Origin of the sequence: Thauera sp. SDU_THAU2 (assembly GCF_038260575.1) — a bacterium.
Classification (GTDB): Bacteria; Pseudomonadota; Gammaproteobacteria; order Burkholderiales; family Rhodocyclaceae; genus Thauera.
In genome coordinates, this window is record NZ_JBBWUN010000003.1 from 1,708,603 (window position 1) to 1,725,725 (window position 17,123).

General features: G+C 66.9%; 15 protein-coding genes, 2 tRNA genes and 2 pseudogenes. 14 read left to right on the forward strand and 5 right to left on the reverse strand.

Annotated elements, in window-relative coordinates; all coding sequences use genetic code 11:
- Nucleotides 1-37: 37 nt before the first annotated feature.
- Complete coding sequence (gene gloB, locus AAFL97_RS09340; RefSeq protein ID WP_341644670.1) at nt 38-811, reverse strand: hydroxyacylglutathione hydrolase; 774 nt, start codon at nt 809-811, stop codon at nt 38-40.
- 27 nt (nt 812-838) lie between these two features.
- On the opposite strand from gloB, the gene AAFL97_RS09345 reads away from it, so the two are divergent.
- The 3 genes from AAFL97_RS09345 to dnaQ are packed head-to-tail and all read left to right on the forward strand — an operon-like array spanning nt 839 to nt 2,766.
- On the forward strand, nt 839-1,567 hold the full coding sequence (locus AAFL97_RS09345; RefSeq protein WP_445954482.1) for a class I SAM-dependent methyltransferase: 729 nt from the start codon (nt 839-841) through the stop codon (nt 1,565-1,567).
- A complete protein-coding gene (gene rnhA / locus AAFL97_RS09350) occupies nt 1,568-2,026 on the forward strand; it encodes a ribonuclease HI (RefSeq protein ID WP_341644672.1) in 459 nt (152 codons plus the stop codon). It abuts the gene before it with no gap.
- A gap of 20 nt (nt 2,027-2,046) precedes the next feature.
- Nucleotides 2,047-2,766 carry a DNA polymerase III subunit epsilon gene (gene dnaQ / locus AAFL97_RS09355; RefSeq protein WP_341644673.1) on the forward strand — a complete coding sequence of 240 codons (720 nt, stop codon included), beginning with the start codon at nt 2,047-2,049 and terminating at the stop codon, nt 2,764-2,766.
- Nucleotides 2,767-2,781: 15 nt separating this feature from the next.
- Here the strand turns inward: dnaQ and AAFL97_RS09360 are convergent, their stop codons facing one another.
- From AAFL97_RS09360 to pgi, 4 genes and pseudogenes are all read right to left on the reverse strand, one after another.
- Nucleotides 2,782-3,552 carry a spermine/spermidine synthase domain-containing protein gene (locus tag AAFL97_RS09360; protein ID WP_341644674.1) on the reverse strand — a complete coding sequence of 257 codons (771 nt, stop codon included), beginning with the start codon at nt 3,550-3,552 and terminating at the stop codon, nt 2,782-2,784.
- Nucleotides 3,553-3,559: 7 nt separating this feature from the next.
- Entirely contained in the window at nt 3,560-6,193 is a 2,634-nt protein-coding gene (gene mutS, locus AAFL97_RS09365; RefSeq protein WP_341644675.1) for a DNA mismatch repair protein MutS, read from the reverse strand.
- A gap of 130 nt (nt 6,194-6,323) precedes the next feature.
- Nucleotides 6,324-7,128: pseudogene (gene map / locus AAFL97_RS09370) on the reverse strand (type I methionyl aminopeptidase).
- A complete protein-coding gene (pgi, locus tag AAFL97_RS09375; RefSeq protein WP_341644676.1) occupies nt 7,125-8,849 on the reverse strand; it encodes a glucose-6-phosphate isomerase in 1,725 nt (574 codons plus the stop codon). The pseudogene map and the gene pgi overlap by 4 nt, the downstream one beginning before the upstream one ends.
- Nucleotides 8,850-9,062: 213 nt before the next feature.
- Between pgi and pgsA the strand changes: the two genes are divergently transcribed.
- The 11 genes and pseudogenes from pgsA to hscA all read left to right on the forward strand — a co-directional run bounded on the left by pgsA (nt 9,063) and on the right by hscA (nt 17,120).
- Entirely contained in the window at nt 9,063-9,641 is a 579-nt protein-coding gene (pgsA, locus tag AAFL97_RS09380) for a CDP-diacylglycerol--glycerol-3-phosphate 3-phosphatidyltransferase (RefSeq protein WP_263459552.1), read from the forward strand.
- A 72-nt stretch (nt 9,642-9,713) separates the two neighbouring features.
- Nucleotides 9,714-9,789: transfer RNA gene (locus AAFL97_RS09385), tRNA-Gly, on the forward strand.
- 43 nt (nt 9,790-9,832) lie between these two features.
- Nucleotides 9,833-9,906, forward strand: a tRNA-Cys gene (locus AAFL97_RS09390).
- Nucleotides 9,907-10,112: 206 nt separating this feature from the next.
- Nucleotides 10,113-10,869 (forward strand): annotated as a pseudogene (gene cysE / locus AAFL97_RS09395) (serine O-acetyltransferase).
- Nucleotides 10,870-10,996: 127 nt separating this feature from the next.
- Nucleotides 10,997-11,479 (forward strand): Fe-S cluster assembly transcriptional regulator IscR, encoded by a 483-nt coding sequence (iscR, locus tag AAFL97_RS09400; protein ID WP_263459554.1) that lies wholly within the window; start codon nt 10,997-10,999, stop codon nt 11,477-11,479.
- An 8-nt stretch (nt 11,480-11,487) separates the two neighbouring features.
- Nucleotides 11,488-12,651 (forward strand): cysteine desulfurase family protein, encoded by a 1,164-nt coding sequence (locus AAFL97_RS09405; protein WP_341644677.1) that lies wholly within the window; start codon nt 11,488-11,490, stop codon nt 12,649-12,651.
- A gap of 56 nt (nt 12,652-12,707) precedes the next feature.
- Complete coding sequence (locus AAFL97_RS09410) at nt 12,708-13,919, forward strand: IscS subfamily cysteine desulfurase (RefSeq protein WP_445954483.1); 1,212 nt, start codon at nt 12,708-12,710, stop codon at nt 13,917-13,919.
- Between the two features lie 38 nt (nt 13,920-13,957).
- Nucleotides 13,958-14,341 (forward strand): Fe-S cluster assembly scaffold IscU, encoded by a 384-nt coding sequence (iscU, locus tag AAFL97_RS09415; RefSeq protein ID WP_341644678.1) that lies wholly within the window; start codon nt 13,958-13,960, stop codon nt 14,339-14,341.
- 25 nt (nt 14,342-14,366) lie between these two features.
- On the forward strand, nt 14,367-14,690 hold the full coding sequence (iscA, locus tag AAFL97_RS09420; RefSeq protein ID WP_341644679.1) for an iron-sulfur cluster assembly protein IscA: 324 nt from the start codon (nt 14,367-14,369) through the stop codon (nt 14,688-14,690).
- Between the two features lie 4 nt (nt 14,691-14,694).
- Nucleotides 14,695-15,228, forward strand: a complete 534-nt coding sequence (gene hscB / locus AAFL97_RS09425) for a Fe-S protein assembly co-chaperone HscB (RefSeq protein ID WP_341644680.1) — start codon at nt 14,695-14,697, stop codon at nt 15,226-15,228.
- Between the two features lie 23 nt (nt 15,229-15,251).
- Nucleotides 15,252-17,120 carry a Fe-S protein assembly chaperone HscA gene (gene hscA / locus AAFL97_RS09430; RefSeq protein ID WP_341644681.1) on the forward strand — a complete coding sequence of 623 codons (1,869 nt, stop codon included), beginning with the start codon at nt 15,252-15,254 and terminating at the stop codon, nt 17,118-17,120.
- The last annotated feature ends 3 nt before the right edge of the window (nt 17,121-17,123 follow it).

The following is a 17,123-nucleotide window of genomic DNA, read 5'->3' on the forward strand; positions in this document are numbered from 1 at the left end:
CCGCAAGTCTATCGACCGGCGGGACGGGGCGTCAATTTCAGAACGTATCCTTCCAGGCGCGCAGTGCGGCCAGGCACTCGATGGCGTCGGCAGGCCGCAGGCCGGAATGGCCGGCAAGCACGTCGCGGATCTGCGCCTGGTCGCTGCGCAGGAAGGGGTTGATCGCCTTTTCCCGCCCGATCGTGCTCGGCAGCGTGGGCCGGTTCGCAGCCCTCAGCGCCTGGCAGCGCTCGGCGTAGGCGTCGCGTTCGGGGTTGTGCGGTTCGGCTGCATGTGCGAAAGCGAGATTGGACAAGGTGTATTCGTGCGTGCAGTACACCAGGGTGTCGTCGGGCAGGGCGGCGAACTTGGCCAGCGCAGCGGCAAGCTGCTGCGCATTGCCTTCGAACAGGCGGCCACAGCCGGCCGAAAACAGCGTGTCGCCACAGAACAGCGCGCGGGGCGGCGTGCCCCGGCTGACGTAGGCGATGTGGCCGGCAGTGTGGGCAGGGACGTCGAGCACGTCGAAGTCGAGATCCAGCGCATCGATGCGCACCGTGTCGCCTTCGGCCACGGCATGATCGACGCCGTCGATGCGTTCGTTGAACGGGCCATGCACCGGCACCGGTGCGTGGGACAGCAGCGCGCCCAGGCCGCCGACGTGGTCGGCGTGGTGGTGGGTGACGAGGATTGCGGCGAGCTGCAACCCTTCGCGCGACAGGTAGTCCAGCACCGGTGCGGCATCGCCCGGATCGACCACGACTGCGTGGCGGCCGTCGCGGATCAGCCAGATGTAGTTATCGCGGAAGGCGGGAAGAGGGATAATGTCCATCCGCGAATTGTGGAAGCCTGGTCGCCGATGTCAATGCCCGATCTCTCCGCGTGGCTGGAAACGCCGCCGGGGCAGTACCTGCTCGAATGGGAGCGAGCCGTGCTGGAGCGCATGGTGGCGGACATCTTCGGCTACAGAGCGGTGCAGATCGGCCTGCCCGGCCTGGATCTGCTGTCGGCCAATCGCATGCCTTTCCGCTTCGTCTGCGCCCGTACGGGACCGGCGGCGGTGCTGGCGAACGAGTTCGAGCTGCCTTTCGCCAGCGCGAGCATCGATCTGGTGCTGATGCCGCACGTGCTGGAGTTTTCCGCCGATCCGCACCAGGTGCTGCGCGAGGTGGAGCGTGTGCTGGTGCCGGAAGGCAGCGTGGTGCTGAGCGGGCTGAATCCGTTCAGCCTGTGGGGTCTGCGCCGCCTGGCAGCGCGTAGGGACGGCGTGCTGCCGTGGCGGGGCCAGTACCGGTCGGTGATGCGCATCAAGGACTGGCTGAAGCTGCTCGGCTTCGAGGTGTTGGCGGTCGAATCCGGCTGCCATGTGCCGGCGCTGAGCAGTGCGCCATGGTTCGAACGCCTGCGCTGGATGGATCGCGCCGGCGCGCGCTGGTGGCCGTTGCTGGGCGGGGTGTATCTGATGCATGGGGTGAAGCGGGTGCAGGGTATGCGCCTGATCATGCCGAAGTGGCGCGAACGCAAGGCCGCCGCGAAACGAATTCCCGCCGTTGTCCAGCGCAACGGCGGCACGAGGAAAACGACATAGATGGAAGAAGTGGATATCTACACCGATGGCGCCTGCAGCGGCAATCCGGGGCCCGGCGGCTGGGGTGCGATCCTGCGCTCGGGCGCGCACGAGAAGGAAATCTGGGGCGGCGAACCGGTGACGACCAACAACCGCATGGAACTGCTCGCCGTGATCCGCGCGCTCGAAGCGCTGAAGCGGCCGGTGAGTGCTCGGGTGCATACCGACAGCCAGTACGTGCAGAAAGGCATTTCCGAGTGGATCCACGGCTGGAAGGCGCGCGGCTGGAAGACGGCCTCGAAGGAGCCGGTCAAGAACGCCGACCTGTGGCGCGCGCTGGACGACGCGCAGGCAAAACATCAGGTGAAATGGCTGTGGGTGAAGGGCCATGCCGGCCATGTGGAGAACGAGCGCGCGGATGCACTGGCCCGCCGCGGCGTGGATGAGGTGCGCAAGACCGGCGCCACGGTCGAACCCTGAGACGAAGGAGAGGAAAGAACATGCGACAGATCGTGCTCGATACCGAAACCACCGGCCTGGACTGGCGCAACGGTGATCGTGTGATCGAAATCGGCTGCGTCGAGCTGCTGAACCGCAGCCTCACCGGCCGCCATTTCCACGTCTACCTGAACCCGGAGCGCGGCATCGACGCCGAAGCGGTGGCGGTGCACGGCATCACCGAGGAGTTCCTTGCCGACAAGCCGAAATTCGCCGACGTTGCCGCCGATTTCGAGGATTTCGTCCGCGATGCCGAGCTGGTCATCCACAACGCCAGCTTCGACGTCGGCTTCCTCGACAACGAATTGGGCCTGCTCGGGCGCGACAAGCTCAAGCGCTTGTGCGCCGGCGTCATCGATACGCTGAAGCTCGCCAAGGAACAGAATCCGGGCAAGAAGGCCTCGCTCGACGCCTTGTGCGACCGCTACGAGATCGACAACGGCCACCGTGAGCTGCACGGCGCGCTGCTGGACGCGGAATTGCTGGCCGAAGTCTACCTGGCGATGACCCGCGGCCAGGAAAGCCTGATCATGGCGCTCGACGACGAGCCCGCGATGCACGCGGCCGATGCCGGCGGCGTGCCGAGGGCACGCGTGGCGGTGAAGGTGCTGCGGGCTTCCGGCGAGGAACTGCAGGCACACGACAACGTGCTGGCCGACATCGCCAAGGCCAACAAGGGCTTGTGCCTGTGGCTGCCGCCCGAGGAGCCGGCGGCAGCCTGAGGCAGGGCGCCGGGCTTACAGCCGCAGGCTGCCGCCCGGTACGCTGCCCGACTGTTCCAGGCGGGTGATCGTCGGCCCGAGGTCGAGGCCGGTGGCGGTCTTCAGCAGGCGGGCGCGCTCGCGCAGTTCGGCCAGCGGGCGTTCGATCGGCTCGCCGTCGGCGGCGAAGGCGACGACGTTGCCGCTGTCGCAGGAAGGAAAGGCGACGACGCGGTCGTCGAAGGCTTTTTGCAGGCGCTCGAGACTGGCCTTGTAGCCGCGCGAGCGGCCGAACAGGTTGACCGCCATCAGGCCCCGGCCGGACAGGCGCGAGCGTACGGCCTGGTAGAAGGGCAGGGTGTCCAGCGGACCGGCGCGGGCGTTGCGGTCGAAGCCGTCGACCAGGATGTAGTCCCAGCTCTCGTCCTTTTCCAGCACGTATTGCGCGCCGCAGCCGAGGTGGATCGAGAAGCGTGCATCCTCGGCCGGCAGCTTGAAGAACTGGCGCGCGGCGGCAACCACCGCAGGGGCGATCTCGACCACCCTGATCCGCGCCTGCGGACAGTGGTGATGGACGAACTTCGCCAGCGAGGCCGCGCCGAGGCCGATGATCAGCACCTTCTTCGGCCACTGGCCGGCGTCTTCTGCAAGGCCGTCGCGTAGCAGCAGGCCGGCCATCATCTCGCGGGTGTAGGCCAGCTCCAGTGCATTGGGCTTGCGGATGCGCATCGCGCCCTGCACCCAGTCCGAGCCGAAGTGCAGGTAGCGCACGCCGGCTTCTTCGGAAATGTCGATCGGTGTGTTCATGCTCGGCTCACGAAGCCAGGCGCTTCAGCGCGTACAGGCGCTCGAGGGCTTCGCGCGGCGTCAGCGCATCAGGGTCGAGCGCGGCGAGTTCGGTCAGCACTGGGTGCGACAGCGGTTCGGCTTCCGGCTCGGGCAGCGAGGCGAAGAGATCGGCCTGCGGCCCGGCGTGGATCTCGCGGTTCTCCAGCGTACGCAGGCGGCGGCGGGCGTCGCGGATCACCGGCGCCGGGATGCCGGCCAGCGCCGCGACCTCGATCCCGTAGCTCTGGCTCGCCGGGCCTTCCTCCAGCGCGTGCAGGAAGACGATGCGGTGGCCGTGCTCGACGGCGTCGAGGTGCACGTTGGCGCACTCGGGGTAGTCGGTATTGAGCCGGGTCAGCTCGAAGTAGTGGGTGGCGAACAGCGTCAGGCTGCGGTTCTTCTCCAGCAACTGGCGGGCGATCGCGGCGGCCAGCGCGAGGCCGTCGAAAGTCGAGGTGCCGCGGCCGATCTCGTCCATCAGCACCAGGCTGTGCTCGGTGGCGCCATGCAGGATGGCAGCGGCTTCGGTCATCTCGACCATGAAGGTCGAACGCCCCGAGGCGAGGTCGTCCGAGGCGCCGATGCGGGTGAAGATCGCATCCAGCGGGCCGAGTTCGGCGGCGTCCGCCGGCACGAAGCTGCCGATGTGGGCGAGCAGGCAGATCAGCGCCACCTGGCGCATGAAGGTCGATTTACCGCCCATGTTGGGGCCGGTGATCATCAGCATGCGGCGGGTGGCCGCCAGGCGCGCGTCGTTGCGGATGAAGTTCTCGACCTGGCGCTCGACCACCGGATGGCGGCCGCCGGCGATGTCCACGCCGGGCGTGTCGCGGAAACGCGGACGGACGTAGCCGTAGCGCAGCGCGGCTTCGGCGAAGGCGGCGAGGCCGTCGAGCAGCGCCAGCGCGCGGGCGATGCGCTGCAGGACCGGGATGTGGCCGGCCAGGGTGTCGAGGATCGCTTCGTACAGCAGCTTCTCGCGCGCCAGCGCGCGCTCCTGCGCCGACAAGGCCTTGTCCTCGAAAGCCTTCAGCTCGGGCGTGATGTAGCGCTCGGCGTTCTTCAGCGTCTGGCGGCGGCGGTAGTCGTCCGGCACCTTTTCGCTGTTGGCGCGGCTGACTTCGATGTAGAAGCCATGCACGCGATTGAACTCCACCTTCAGGTTGGGGATGCCGCTGCGTTCGCGCTCGCGCGCTTCGAGCGCCAGCAGGAATTCGCCGCAGTTGCTCTGGATGTCGCGCAGCTCGTCCAGCTCGGCATCGTAGCCGGCGGCGATCACGCCGCCGTCGCGCACCATCGCGGCGGGTTCGGCGGCGATCGCGCGTTGCAGCAGCTCGGGCGCGTCGGGGGCGATCTCCAGCGCATCGCGGATCTCGCCCAGCAGCGGCGTGCCGCAGCCGTGCAGCGCGGCGCCCAGTTCCGGCAGCCGGGCCAGGCTTTCGCGCAGCGCCGACAGGTCGCGCGGCCTGGCGCTGCGCAGCGCGATGCGGGCGGTGATGCGATCGACGTCGGCCACGCCGCGCAGCGCGGCGCGCACGGCGGCGGTGTTGCGTCCGCTGCGATCGTCATCGCGGCTGGAGGGCTCGTCGCCGAGGCCGGTGGAAAAACCTTCCACCAGCTCCGCCACCGCGGCCTGACGTGTGGCCGGCACGGCACGGTCGCGCAGCGGGTGGTGCAGGGCGTGGCGCAGCCAGCGCGAGCCCATGCTGGTGACGCAGGTGTCGAGCAGCGACAGCAGCGTCGGCGAGGCTTCGCCGCGCAAGGTCTCGGTCAGCTCCAGGTTGCGCCGGGTGGCGGCATCCAGCCGCAGGTATTCGGATTCGCGCTCGACGGTGAGGCCGGTGACGTGGGCGAGCGTCTGGCGCTGGGTGGCCTGGGCATAGTCGTACAGCGCCGCCGCCGCACCGAGCGCCACCTGCTGGTCTTCGACGCCGAAGCCGACCAGGTCGCGGGTGCCGAAATGCGTGGTCAGCAGCCGGGTGCCGGTGTCGGCGTCGAACTGCCAGTCGGCCAGCCGCCGCAGCGCCGGGGCCAGGGTGTCGAGCAGGGGCAGAGCCAGGCCGTCCGGGATCAGCACTTCGGCCGGACGCAGGCGTTCGAACTGCGCCTGCAGGGTTTCGGTCGGGCACTGCATCAGGCGGAAATCGCCGTTGGCGAGGTTCAGCCAGGCCAGGCCGAGCACGCCCCGGTGCAGGTTGGCCGCCAGCAGCAATGCATCGCGGCGGTCGTCGAGCAACGCGGCGTCGGTCAGCGTACCGGGGGTGACGATGCGGCTGACGGCGCGTTCCATCGGCCCCTTGGTGGCACCGGGTTCGCCGACCTGCTCGGCAATGACCACCGCCTCGCCGAGCTTGACCAGCCGCGCCAGGTATTGCTCGACGGCGTGGAAGGGCACGCCCGCCATCTTGATCGGCTGGCCATTGGACTGTCCGCGCGTGGTCAGCGTGATGTCGAGCAGGCGCGCCGCCTTTTCCGCATCGTCGAAGAACAGCTCGTAGAAATCACCCATGCGGTAGAACAGCAAGGTGTCGGGGTGTTGCTGTTTGATGCGGATGTACTGCTGCATCATCGGCGTATGAGCAGCGATCTCGGCTTCGGTGAGCGGCGGTGTCTTTTGCATTTCTTCCTATCAAGCCCAGGCATGCGAGCCGTCCATGGCCGGCCGGCAGGATGGCGCGGGCGTGGCTGAGCCTTTCGCCACGGCCGGCGCCGGTCGTCGGGGCTGCATCTTATCAGGACGCCCGGGCGTATCAGCCCGCCGGATGGATCGCGGGATAGCTGCCGGTGCCTTCGGGCCAGGGGGTCAGGACTTCGAAACCGTCCGGCGTGACGGCCACCATGTGTTCCCACTGGGCCGACAGCGAATGGTCCTTGGTGACGACCGTCCAGCCGTCGGCGAGGGTCCGGGTTTCGCGCTTGCCGGCATTGATCATCGGTTCGATCGTGGAACACCATGCCCGGCTCCAGCCGCAGGCCTTCGCCGCGGCGGCCGTAGTGCAGGACCTGCGGGGCGTCGTGGTAGATCTTGCCGATGCCGTGGCCGCAGTATTCACGCACGACGGAAAAGCGTTCGCGGTGCGCCACGGTCTGGATCGCGTGGCCGACGTCGCCCAGCGTGGCGCCCGGGCGCACCGCGCGGATGCCGGCGACCATCGCCTCGTAGGTGGTGAGCACCAAGCGGCGCGCCAGCGGGCCCGGTTCGCCGACGAAATACATCCGGCTGGTGTCGCCGTACCAGCCGTCCTTGATGACGGCGACGTCGATGTTGATGATGTCGCCTTTCCTGAGGATCCTGGCGGGCGAGGGAATGCCGTGGCAGACTACGTGGTTGACCGAGGCGCAGACGGTCTTGGGGTAGCCGTGGTAGCCGATGTTGGCCGGAATGGCACCCTGCACGCCGACGATGTGGTCGTGGCAGATGCGGTCGAGTTCCTCGGTGCTGACACCCGGCTTGACGTGCGGAGCGACGAGGCTCAGCACTTCGGCCGCCAACTGGCCGGCGGCGCGCGACAGCGCGATTTCTTCGGGGGTCTTGATGGAAACCGTGCTGTTCATCGGGCTTGGTTCTGTTCCGTGTGTTCTGCGGCCGGCTTTTCGCCTGCCAGGTGCTCGCGATAACGGGCGATGAGGCCCGCGGTGCTGGCGTCGTGAGGGTGGAGATCGGCGGGGGCGGCGAGGTCGTCTAGCACGCGGGCGGCGAGCTGCTTGCCGAGCTCCACGCCCCACTGATCGAAGGAGTTGAGCCCCCACACCACGCCCTGCACGAAAGTGCGATGTTCGTACAGGGCGACCAGCGCTCCGAGCGCGAAGGGGCTGAGGCGCTCCATCAGCAGGGTGTTGCTGGGGCGGTTGCCGGCAAAGACGCGATGCGGCAGCAGTGCGCGGATCTGCGCTTCGGCCAGGTCGGCAGCCCGCATCTCGGCCTCCGCTTCGTCCGCCGGCTTGCCGCTCATCAGCGCTTCGGCCTGCGCGACCATGTTGGCGAAAGCGATGCGATGGTGCTGCTCCAGTCCGGCCTCGGCTTGCAGCACGCCGATGAAATCGACCGGGACGAGCTGGCTGCCCTGGTGCAGCATCTGGAAATAGGCATGCTGGCCGTTGATGCCGGATTCGCCCCAGATCACCGGGCTGGTCTGGCAGTCCACCGAACTGCCGTCGCTTCTGACCGACTTGCCGTTCGACTCCATGTCGAGCTGCTGCAGGAAGGCGGGCAGGCGGTGCAGGCGCTGGTGGTAGGGGGCGATGAGCTGGCTGGGCGCGCCGAGGAAATCGACGTTCCAGATGCCCAGCAGCGCCATGATCACGGGCAGGTTGCGCTCGAACGGTGTGTCGATGAAATGCCGGTCCATGGCGTGCGCGCCGGCCAGCAGTTCGTCGAAAGCCGCGACGCCGATCTGCAGCACGATGGGCAGGCCGATTGCGCTCCACAGCGAATAGCGGCCGCCGACCCAGTCCCAGAAGCCGAACATGTTGTCGCGGGCGATGCCGAAGCGTGCGACTGCGTCGGCATGGGTGGACACGGCGACGAAGTGGCGGGGGATCGCGGCTTCGCTGCCGGTGCGCTCGATCAGCCAGTTGCGTGCGGTATGGGCGTTGGTCAGCGTTTCCTGGGTGGTGAAGGTCTTGGAGGCGACGATGAACAGCGTGGTGCCGGGGTCGGCGGTACGCAGCACGTCGCCGATCTGCACGCCGTCCACGTTCGAGACGAAATGCATCCGCAGACGCGGGTGAGCATTGCATTTCAGCGCTTCGCAGGCCATCAGCGGACCGAGATCGGAGCCGCCGATGCCGATGTTGACGACGTCGGTGATGGCGCGCCCGTCGTATCCGTGCCAGCTGCCGTCGCGCACGGCTTCGGCGAAACGATGGATGCGTTCGCGCACTGCGGCGATGTCGGCGACGATGTCGCGTCCGTCCACGATCAAGGGCTGGTCTGCCGGCCGGCGCAAGGCCGTGTGCAGCACGGCACGGTTCTCGGTGAGGTTGATGTGCTCGCCGTCGAACATCGCGGTGCGTCGTTCGGCCAGCCGCGCCTCGCGCGCCAGGGCGAAAAGCAGCGCCAGGGTTTCATCGTTGACGCGGTTCTTCGAATAATCGAGGAACAGGCCACAGGCCTCGGCCTGCATGCGCGCGGCGCGCGCGGGATCGGCAGCGAACAGCTGCTTGAGATGGCATTCGCCGATCCCGTCGCGATGGGCAAGCAGGGCCTGCCACGCCGGAGACCGGGCGGAGGAGGTGCCAGAGGAGGCAAGATGCGGAGTCGGGTGGATGGTCATCGGTGCATCGAGGCGAGTCGAGCGGGCAAGAGTCCGAAAGCAGCCGGCATTGTGCCCGTTTTGCCGTGCCGCGGCCTGCCCGCATCGGATTTGCGGCCGTAACGAGTTGTTTACAATACTGCAGCCGATGCTGCCGGATGCGGTGCCCGGGGGCGATGGGGGCACTGATATACTCGCGCCATTCTCCGTTCCAGACCCGGACCTTCCCGCGGCATGCCACTCAATATTCCCAATTCCCTGACTTGGGCCCGCATCGTACTCATTCCGATCTTCGTCGGCGTGTTCTACCTGCCGGACAGCCTGCTGTCCGTGCACAGCAAGAACCTGGTCGCGACCGCGCTGTTTGCCGCCGCGGCGATCACCGACTGGTTCGACGGCTACCTCGCCCGCGCGCTCGGCCAGACCTCGGCCTTCGGCGCCTTTCTCGATCCGGTCGCAGACAAGCTGATGGTGGCGGCGGCACTGATCCTGCTGGTCGAGCTGTCGCGCGTCGATGCGATCATCGCCGTCATCATCATCGGCCGCGAGATCACCATTTCCGCGCTGCGCGAATGGATGGCGCGGGTCGGCAAGTCCGCCAGCGTGGCCGTGGCCTACGTCGGCAAGCTCAAGACTGCCGCGCAGATGGCGGCGATTCCGCTGCTGCTGTACGACGCGCCGCTGCTGTCGATCGACATTCGCATGCTGGGCAGCGTGCTGCTCTACGTTGCCGCCGCATTGACCCTGTGGTCGATGGGCTATTACCTGCAGCGTGCCATTCCGCTGCTGACTGCCGGGCAGGGCGGCAAGTAGCGGCAAAGCTCGGGGAGGCGATTCCGTGCTTGACAGCCTGAAATCGCCGCCTATAATGGCGCTCTTTCCCGAGCGGGAATAGCTCAGTTGGTAGAGCGCAACCTTGCCAAGGTTGAGGTCGCGAGTTCGAGACTCGTTTCCCGCTCCAAGCATTCCGGTGGCAGATCGACGACCTGCCGCACAAGCCAAAAGGCGCGATGGCAGAGTGGTTATGCAGCGGCCTGCAAAGCCGTGTACCCCGGTTCGATTCCGAGTCGCGCCTCCATAAATAGCAGTTGATTCAAGCATATAGCCCGCCATGAGCGGGCTTTTTGTTGCCCGTGAGCGGCCTCGGGTGCGGCCGTTTCAAGTTTGCCGCTAAGTCGATTAAAATCGTCGGGAATTCGGCGTCGGCAGCTGCCCATGTGCGTTTCCGGCCCCGCATCCGTTGTCCGTGCTTTCAGTCAAATCCATTCCGGAGTCCGTCGAAAAATGTTCAGCCGCCTGCGTGAAGACCTGGCCAGCGTTCGCGAACGCGATCCTGCAGCCCGCTCCACGTTCGAGGTGCTGACCTGTTATCCGGGTGTGCATGCGCTGATGTTCCATCGTCTCGCTCATGGGGCGTGGCGCCGGCAATGGTTCTGGCTGGGCCGTTTCCTGAGCCACATCAGCCGTTTCCTGACCGGGATCGAAATCCACCCCGGCGCGATCATCGGCCGACGGGTCTTCATCGATCACGGCATGGGCGTGGTCATCGGCGAAACGGCGGAGATCGGCGACGACTGCACGATCTACCAGGCCGTCACGCTGGGCGGTACCTCGCTCTACCGCGGCACCAAGCGGCATCCGACGCTGGGCAAGGGGGTGGTGGTCGGCGCCGGCGCCAAGGTGCTGGGCGGCTTCACCGTCGGCGACGGCGCCAAGATCGGCTCGAACGCAGTGGTCGTGAAGCCGGTGCCCGCCGGTGCGACGGCTGTCGGCAACCCGGCCCGGATCGTCGATGCCGAGCGCGACGCGCAACGTGGAACAGAAGGCGGAGCAGATGGGCTTCAGCGCCTATGGCGTCACCCGCGACATGGACGACCCCGTGTCCAAGGCGCTGCACGGCTTGCTGGACCATGCAGTCGAAACCGACCGCCGCCTGCAGGCGATGGCCGCCCGGCTCGAGGCGGCCGGCCTACAGCTCGATTCATCGGTCGAGGCGAAGGATGATTTCGATGCTTCTCGCCTGTCGCGGATGGTGGATTGAAGCCATCGGCCTCTCTCTATATAGTTGACCGTTTTTGTCGGGATAAGTATAGTTGACCGAAACGTTCGGGTATTCAGGATGCGTGGCGTCCTTGCCGGGCGACTCAAGGTTTCGGAGAGATGATGCGATGAGATTGACGACCAAGGGACGTTTCGCCGTGACGGCGATGATCGATCTGGCGGCGCGCCAGAACGACGGTCCGGTGACGCTGGCCGGCATCGCCGAGCGGCAGAAGATCTCGCTGTCCTACCTCGAACAGCTGTTCGGCAAGTTGCGCCGCCACGATCTGGTCAGCAGCGTGCGCGGCCCGGGCGGCGGTTATCGTCTGGTGCGCAGCATGGACGAGATCACGGTGGCGGACATCATCATCGCCGTGGACGAGCCGCTGGATGCCACGCAGTGCGGCGGCAAGCAGAACTGCCATGACGCGCAGCGCTGCATGACGCACGATCTGTGGGCCAACCTGAACAAGCGCATGTATGCCTACCTCGACTCCGTGACCTTGCGTGCGCTCGTCGAGCGCCAGGTCAAGCCGGATTCCGACATGGCGGTCCTGAAGAACATCCGCCGCCGTGCCACGCTGCAGGCGCGCGAAATCGCGGCAGCTTGAGGGCCGGGATGAGTTTTGCCCCGGTCTATCTCGACTGGAACGCCACGACGCCGCTCGATCCGCAGGTGCGCGAAGCCATGCTGCCCTGGCTGGGCGCAGCCGAACCGATCCGTTTCGGCAATGCGTCGAGCCGGCACGAATACGGCAGGCAGGCGCGTGCGGCCGTCGACGAGGCGCGTGCGCGCGTGGCTGCGGCAGTCGGCGCTCACGCGACCGAAGTGATCTTCACCAGCGGCGGCTCGGAAGCGAACAACCTCTTCCTGAAGGGCGCGGCGGCCTGTCTGAGACCCGGTACGGTCGCCGTCAGTGCGATCGAGCATCCCTGTGTGCGCGAACCGGCGAAGCAGTTGCAGCGAACCGGCTGGACGCTGAAGGAAATCGCGGTCGACGCGCATGGCGTGATCGATGCGGCCGACTGGGCCGCAACGCTGCAGACCAAGCCGGCGCTGGTGTCGGTGATGCTGGCCAACAACGAGACGGGCGTGCTGCAGGACATCGCCGCGCTGGCGGCCGAGGCGCGCAAGCCGGGCGCCTGGTTCCACACCGACGCGGTGCAGGCGCTGGGCAAGATCGAACTGGATTTCCGTGCGCTGGGCGTCAATGCGATGACGCTGTCGGCGCACAAGGTCGGCGGCCCGCTCGGTGCGGGCGCGCTGGTGGTGGACAAGCGTGTCGAGCTGGCGCCGCTGATCGCCGGAGGCGGGCAGGAGCGCGGGCTGCGTTCCGGTACCGAGAACGTGGCGGCGATCGTCGGCTTCGGTGTCGCCTGCGAACGGGCGGTGGCGCGCCGCGAAGCCGAGGCGCAGCGGCTGACGCTGCTGCGCGGCGAGATCGAGACAGGTCTGGCCGCGCTCGGTGCCACCGTGTTTTCACGGGCAGCGCAGCGCCTGCCGAATACGGTATTTTTCGCCTTCGACAACATCGACGGCGAAACCCTGGTGGGCAAGCTGGACCGCGCGGGCTTTGCCTGCGCCAGCGGTTCGGCGTGTTCGAGCGCCCAGCCCGAGCCGTCGCATACGCTGCTGGCAATGGGCGTCGATCCGGCGGTGGCGCGCGGCGCGGTGCGCGTCAGCCTGGGGCGCACGACCACGGCGGACGACGTGGCGCGATTCGTCGCGACCCTGTCGCGCGTGGTCGAAGATTTGAGAAAATTGGCGTCGGTGGCGGGCTGAACCGCGGCGGCGCTCGAAACCTGACAACAACACAAACCCCTCTGCGGAGAGATGCAATGCTGAAGTTCCCGATCTACCTCGACTACTCTGCGACGACGCCGGTGGATCCGCGCGTGGCGGCGAAGATGATCCCGTGGCTGACCGAACATTTCGGCAACCCGGCCAGCCGCTCGCACGCCTACGGCTGGGAAGCCGAGCAGGCGGTCGAGGAAGCGCGCGAACAGGTCGCGGCGCTGGTCGGGGCCGACGCCAAGGAAATCGTCTGGACCTCCGGTGCGACCGAGTCGAACAACCTTGCGATCAAGGGCGCGGCGCATTTCTACCAGGGCAAGGGCAAGCACGTCATCACCGTCAAGACCGAACACAAGGCTGTGCTCGACACCGTGCGCGAACTCGAACGCGAAGGCTTCGAAGCAACCTACCTCGACGTGCAGGAAAACGGCCTGATCGACCTCGAGGTGCTGAAGGCGGCGATCCGTCCGGACACCATCCTGGTGTCGGTGATGTTCGTCAACAATGAAGTCGGCGTGGTGCAGCCGATCGCCGAAATCGGCGAAATCTGTCGCAGCAAGGGTATCGTCTTCCACGTCGATGCCGCGCAGGCCACCGGCAAGGTCGCCATCGACCTTGGCAGCCTGAAGGTCGACCTGATGAGCTTCTCCGCGCACAAGACCTATGGGCCCAAGGGCGTCGGTGCGCTGTACGTGCGCCGCAAGCCGCGCGTGCGCCTCGAGGCGCAGATGCATGGCGGCGGTCACGAGCGCGGCATGCGCTCGGGCACGCTGGCGACGCACCAGATCGTCGGCATGGGCGAAGCCTTCCGCCTCGCGCGCGAGGAAATGGCGGGCGAGAACGAACGCATCCTCAGGCTGCGTGACAAACTGATGAACGGCCTGACCGGGATCGAGGCGACCTACGTCAATGGCGACCTCGAGCAGCGCGTGCCGCACAACCTGAACATTTCCTTCGCCTACGTCGAAGGCGAGTCGCTGATCATGGCGATCAAGGACATCGCGGTATCCAGCGGCTCGGCCTGCACCTCGGCCAGCCTGGAGCCGTCCTACGTGCTGCGTGCCCTGGGCCGCAACGACGAACTGGCGCACAGCTCGATCCGCTTCTCGATCGGCCGCTTCACCACCGAGGAAGAAGTCGATTTCACCATCGATCTGCTGCGGAACAAGATCGGCAAGCTGCGCGAACTGTCGCCGCTGTGGGAGATGTACAAGGAAGGCATCGACCTCGACACGGTGCAGTGGGCCGCGCACTGAGCGCCAACGAACAAAGACGAAAATCCCTGGAGAAACACATGGCTTACAGCGACAAGGTCCTGGACCACTACGAAAACCCCCGCAACGTCGGCTCCTTCGGCAAGGACGAGGAAGGCGTGGCCACCGGCATGGTCGGCGCGCCCGCCTGTGGCGACGTCATGAAGCTGCAGATCAAGGTCGGTAAGGACGGCGTGATCGAGGACGCGAAATTCAAGACCTACGGCTGCGGCTCGGCGATCGCGTCGAGCTCGCTGGTGACCGAATGGGTCAAGGGCAAGACGATCGACCAGGCGCTGGACATCAAGAACACCCAGATCGCCGAGGAGCTGGCGCTGCCGCCGGTCAAGATCCACTGCTCGATCCTGGCCGAGGATGCGATCAAGGCCGCAGTGGCCGACTATCGCAAGAAGCATCCGGCCTGAGCGGCCGCGAACAGGAGGCAAGATCATGAGCGTGACTCTGTCCGAAAACGCTGCGCGTCATGTGTCGAATTTCATCGCCAAGCGCGGCAAGGGCTTCGGCATCCGCCTCGGGGTGAAGACCTCGGGATGTTCCGGCATGGCCTACAAGCTCGAATTCGTCGACGACACCCACGAGGAAGATCTGGTGTTCGACAGCCATGGCGTCAAGGTCGTGGTCGATCCGAAGAGCTTGGCCTATCTCGACGGCACCGAGCTGGATTTCGTCAAGGAAGGGCTGAACGAAGGTTTCAGGTTCAACAACCCGAACGTCAAGGATCAGTGCGGCTGCGGCGAGAGCTTCAACGTCTGACGGCATGAGCATCGATCTCAAGCAGGATCATTTCAGCCTGTTCGGCCTGCCGCGCCGCTATGCCTTGGACGAGGCGGCGCTCGAGGCCGCCTGGCATGGCCTGCAGTCGCAGGTCCATCCCGATCGCCATGCCCATCTGCCGGACGTCGACAGGCGGCGGGCGATGCAGTGGGCAACACGCGTCAACGAAGGTTTCCAGACGCTGAAGAAGCCGCTCGCCCGCGCCCGCTACCTGCTGGAGCTGGCCGGAGTGGATGTCGGCGCCGAAACCAATACCGCGATGTCGCCCGAGTTCCTGATGGAACAGATGGAGTGGCGCGAAGCGGTCGAGGAGGCGCGTGACGCAGGCGAAGTCGAGGCGCTGGAACACTTGCACATGCGCCTGCTGCGCCATGCGCGCGACGTGCGCGGCGAACTGGCGCGCCAGCTCGACACCGACCACGACTACTCCCAGGCAGCCGACACCGTGCGCCGGCTGATGTTCATCGAAAAACTCCAGCACGAGATCGACGAAGCGCTGCTCGCACTCGAAGGCTGAAAACAAGAGGCACGGATTCCCTGATGGCCCTGTTGCAGATCGCCGAACCCGGCATGTCCACCGAGCCGCACAAGCACCGGCTTGCGGTGGGCATCGACCTGGGAACCACCAATTCGCTCGTCGCCAGCGTGCGCAACGGCATCGCCGTGTGCCTGCCGGACGAATCCGGCCGCAGCATGCTGCCGTCCGTGGTGCGCTACCACGCCGATGGCAGCGTCGAAGTCGGGCAGGGCGCGTTGAAGGCGCAGGCGACCGATCCGCGCAATGCCATCGTTTCGGTCAAGCGCTTCATGGGCCGCGGCCTGAAGGACGTCGCCCATGTCGAGACCATGCCCTACGACTTCGAGGACGGTCCGGGCATGCTGCGGCTGCGCACCGTGCAAGGCGTCAAGAGCCCGGTCGAAGTGTCGGCCGAGATCCTGCGCGAGCTGCGCCTGCGTGCCGAAGCCAGCCTGGGCGGTGCGCTGGTGGGCGCGGTCATCACGGTGCCGGCCTATTTCGACGACGCCCAGCGCCAGGCGACCAAGGATGCGGCGCGCCTGGCCGGGCTGGACGTGCTGCGCCTGCTCAACGAACCCACCGCGGCGGCGGTCGCCTATGGCCTCGACAACGCCGCCGAAGGCGTCTATGCCGTCTATGACCTCGGCGGCGGCACTTTCGACCTGTCGATCCTGAAGCTGTCGCGCGGCGTGTTCGAAGTGCTGTCGACCAACGGCGATGCTGCATTGGGCGGCGACGACTTCGACCACCGCCTGTTCTGCGCCATCCTCGAACGCGCCGCGATCGCGCCGCCTTCGCTCGAGGACGCCCGCCGCCTGCAGATGAAGGCGCGCGAGGCCAAGGAACTGCTGACTTCCTGCGAGGAAGCGCCGGTCCACCTGCGCCTGGGCTCGGGCGAACTGGTCGATCTCGTCGTCACCCGCGACGAATTCGCCGACATGACCCGCCACCTGGTGCAGAAGACGCTGACCCCGGTGCGCAAGGCCTTGCGCGACGCCGGACTGACGCCCGACGAAATCAAGGGCGTGGTGATGGTCGGCGGCGCCACGCGGATGCCCCACATCCAGCGCGCGGTCGCCGCCTTCTTCGGCCAGGAGCCGCTGACCAACCTCGATCCCGACAAGGTGGTCGCGCTCGGCGCCGCGATGCAGGCCAACGTGCTGGCCGGCAACCGCGCCGAACAGGACGACTGGCTGCTGCTCGACGTCATCCCGCTGTCGCTCGGCCTGGAGACCATGGGCGGGCTGGTGGAGAAGGTCGTGCCGCGCAACTCCACGCTGCCGATCGCGCGCGCGCAGGAATTCACCACCTTCAAGGACGGCCAGACGGCGATGGCTGTCCACGTCGTCCAGGGCGAGCGCGAGCTGGTGGCGGACTGCCGCTCGCTGGCGCGCTTCGAACTGCGCGGCATCCCGCCGATGGTGGCGGGCGCGGCACGCATCCGCGTGAGCTTCCAGGTCGATGCCGACGGCTTGTTGTCGGTGTCGGCGCGCGAGATGTCCTCGGGCGTCGAAGCGAGCGTGCTGGTGAAGCCGTCCTACGGCCTGTCCGACGACGAGATCGCCGAAATGCTGAAATCCGGCGTCGAGCACGCCGGCGACGACATGATGCTGCGCGCGCTGCGCGAACAGCAGGTCGAAGCCGAGCGCGTGATCGAGGCCACCGAGCAGGCGCTGGCCAAGGACGGCCATCTGCTCGACGCCGGCGAGCGCGCCGCGATCGACGCCGCGATCGAACATCTGCGCACGCTGCGCGCCGGCAGCGACCATCGTGCCATCAAGACCGGCATCGACGCCTTCGCGCGTGCCACCGACGAATTCGCCGCCCGCCGCATGGACAACAGCATCCGCAGCGCGCTGGCCGGCCACAAGGTGGACGAGTTGGAACTCTGACCC

What these genes read in the sequence shown, in the direction of transcription:
- mutS (WP_341644675.1), bottom strand. Translation starts at nt 6,193, where the DNA reads ATGCAAAAGACACCGCCGCTCACCGAAGCCGAGATCGCTGCTCATACG.
- iscU (WP_341644678.1), top strand. Translation starts at nt 13,958, where the DNA reads ATGGCTTACAGCGACAAGGTCCTGGACCACTACGAAAACCCCCGCAAC.
- hscB (WP_341644680.1), top strand. Translation starts at nt 14,695, where the DNA reads ATGAGCATCGATCTCAAGCAGGATCATTTCAGCCTGTTCGGCCTGCCG.
- rnhA (WP_341644672.1), top strand. Translation starts at nt 1,568, where the DNA reads ATGGAAGAAGTGGATATCTACACCGATGGCGCCTGCAGCGGCAATCCG.
- AAFL97_RS09345 (WP_445954482.1), top strand. Translation starts at nt 839, where the DNA reads ATGTCAATGCCCGATCTCTCCGCGTGGCTGGAAACGCCGCCGGGGCAG.
- gloB (WP_341644670.1), bottom strand. Translation starts at nt 811, where the DNA reads ATGGACATTATCCCTCTTCCCGCCTTCCGCGATAACTACATCTGGCTG.
- iscR (WP_263459554.1), top strand. Translation starts at nt 10,997, where the DNA reads ATGAGATTGACGACCAAGGGACGTTTCGCCGTGACGGCGATGATCGAT.
- hscA (WP_341644681.1), top strand. Translation starts at nt 15,252, where the DNA reads ATGGCCCTGTTGCAGATCGCCGAACCCGGCATGTCCACCGAGCCGCAC.
- AAFL97_RS09410 (WP_445954483.1), top strand. Translation starts at nt 12,708, where the DNA reads ATGCTGAAGTTCCCGATCTACCTCGACTACTCTGCGACGACGCCGGTG.
- AAFL97_RS09405 (WP_341644677.1), top strand. Translation starts at nt 11,488, where the DNA reads ATGAGTTTTGCCCCGGTCTATCTCGACTGGAACGCCACGACGCCGCTC.
- iscA (WP_341644679.1), top strand. Translation starts at nt 14,367, where the DNA reads ATGAGCGTGACTCTGTCCGAAAACGCTGCGCGTCATGTGTCGAATTTC.
- dnaQ (WP_341644673.1), top strand. Translation starts at nt 2,047, where the DNA reads ATGCGACAGATCGTGCTCGATACCGAAACCACCGGCCTGGACTGGCGC.
- AAFL97_RS09360 (WP_341644674.1), bottom strand. Translation starts at nt 3,552, where the DNA reads ATGAACACACCGATCGACATTTCCGAAGAAGCCGGCGTGCGCTACCTG.
- pgi (WP_341644676.1), bottom strand. Translation starts at nt 8,849, where the DNA reads ATGACCATCCACCCGACTCCGCATCTTGCCTCCTCTGGCACCTCCTCC.
- pgsA (WP_263459552.1), top strand. Translation starts at nt 9,063, where the DNA reads ATGCCACTCAATATTCCCAATTCCCTGACTTGGGCCCGCATCGTACTC.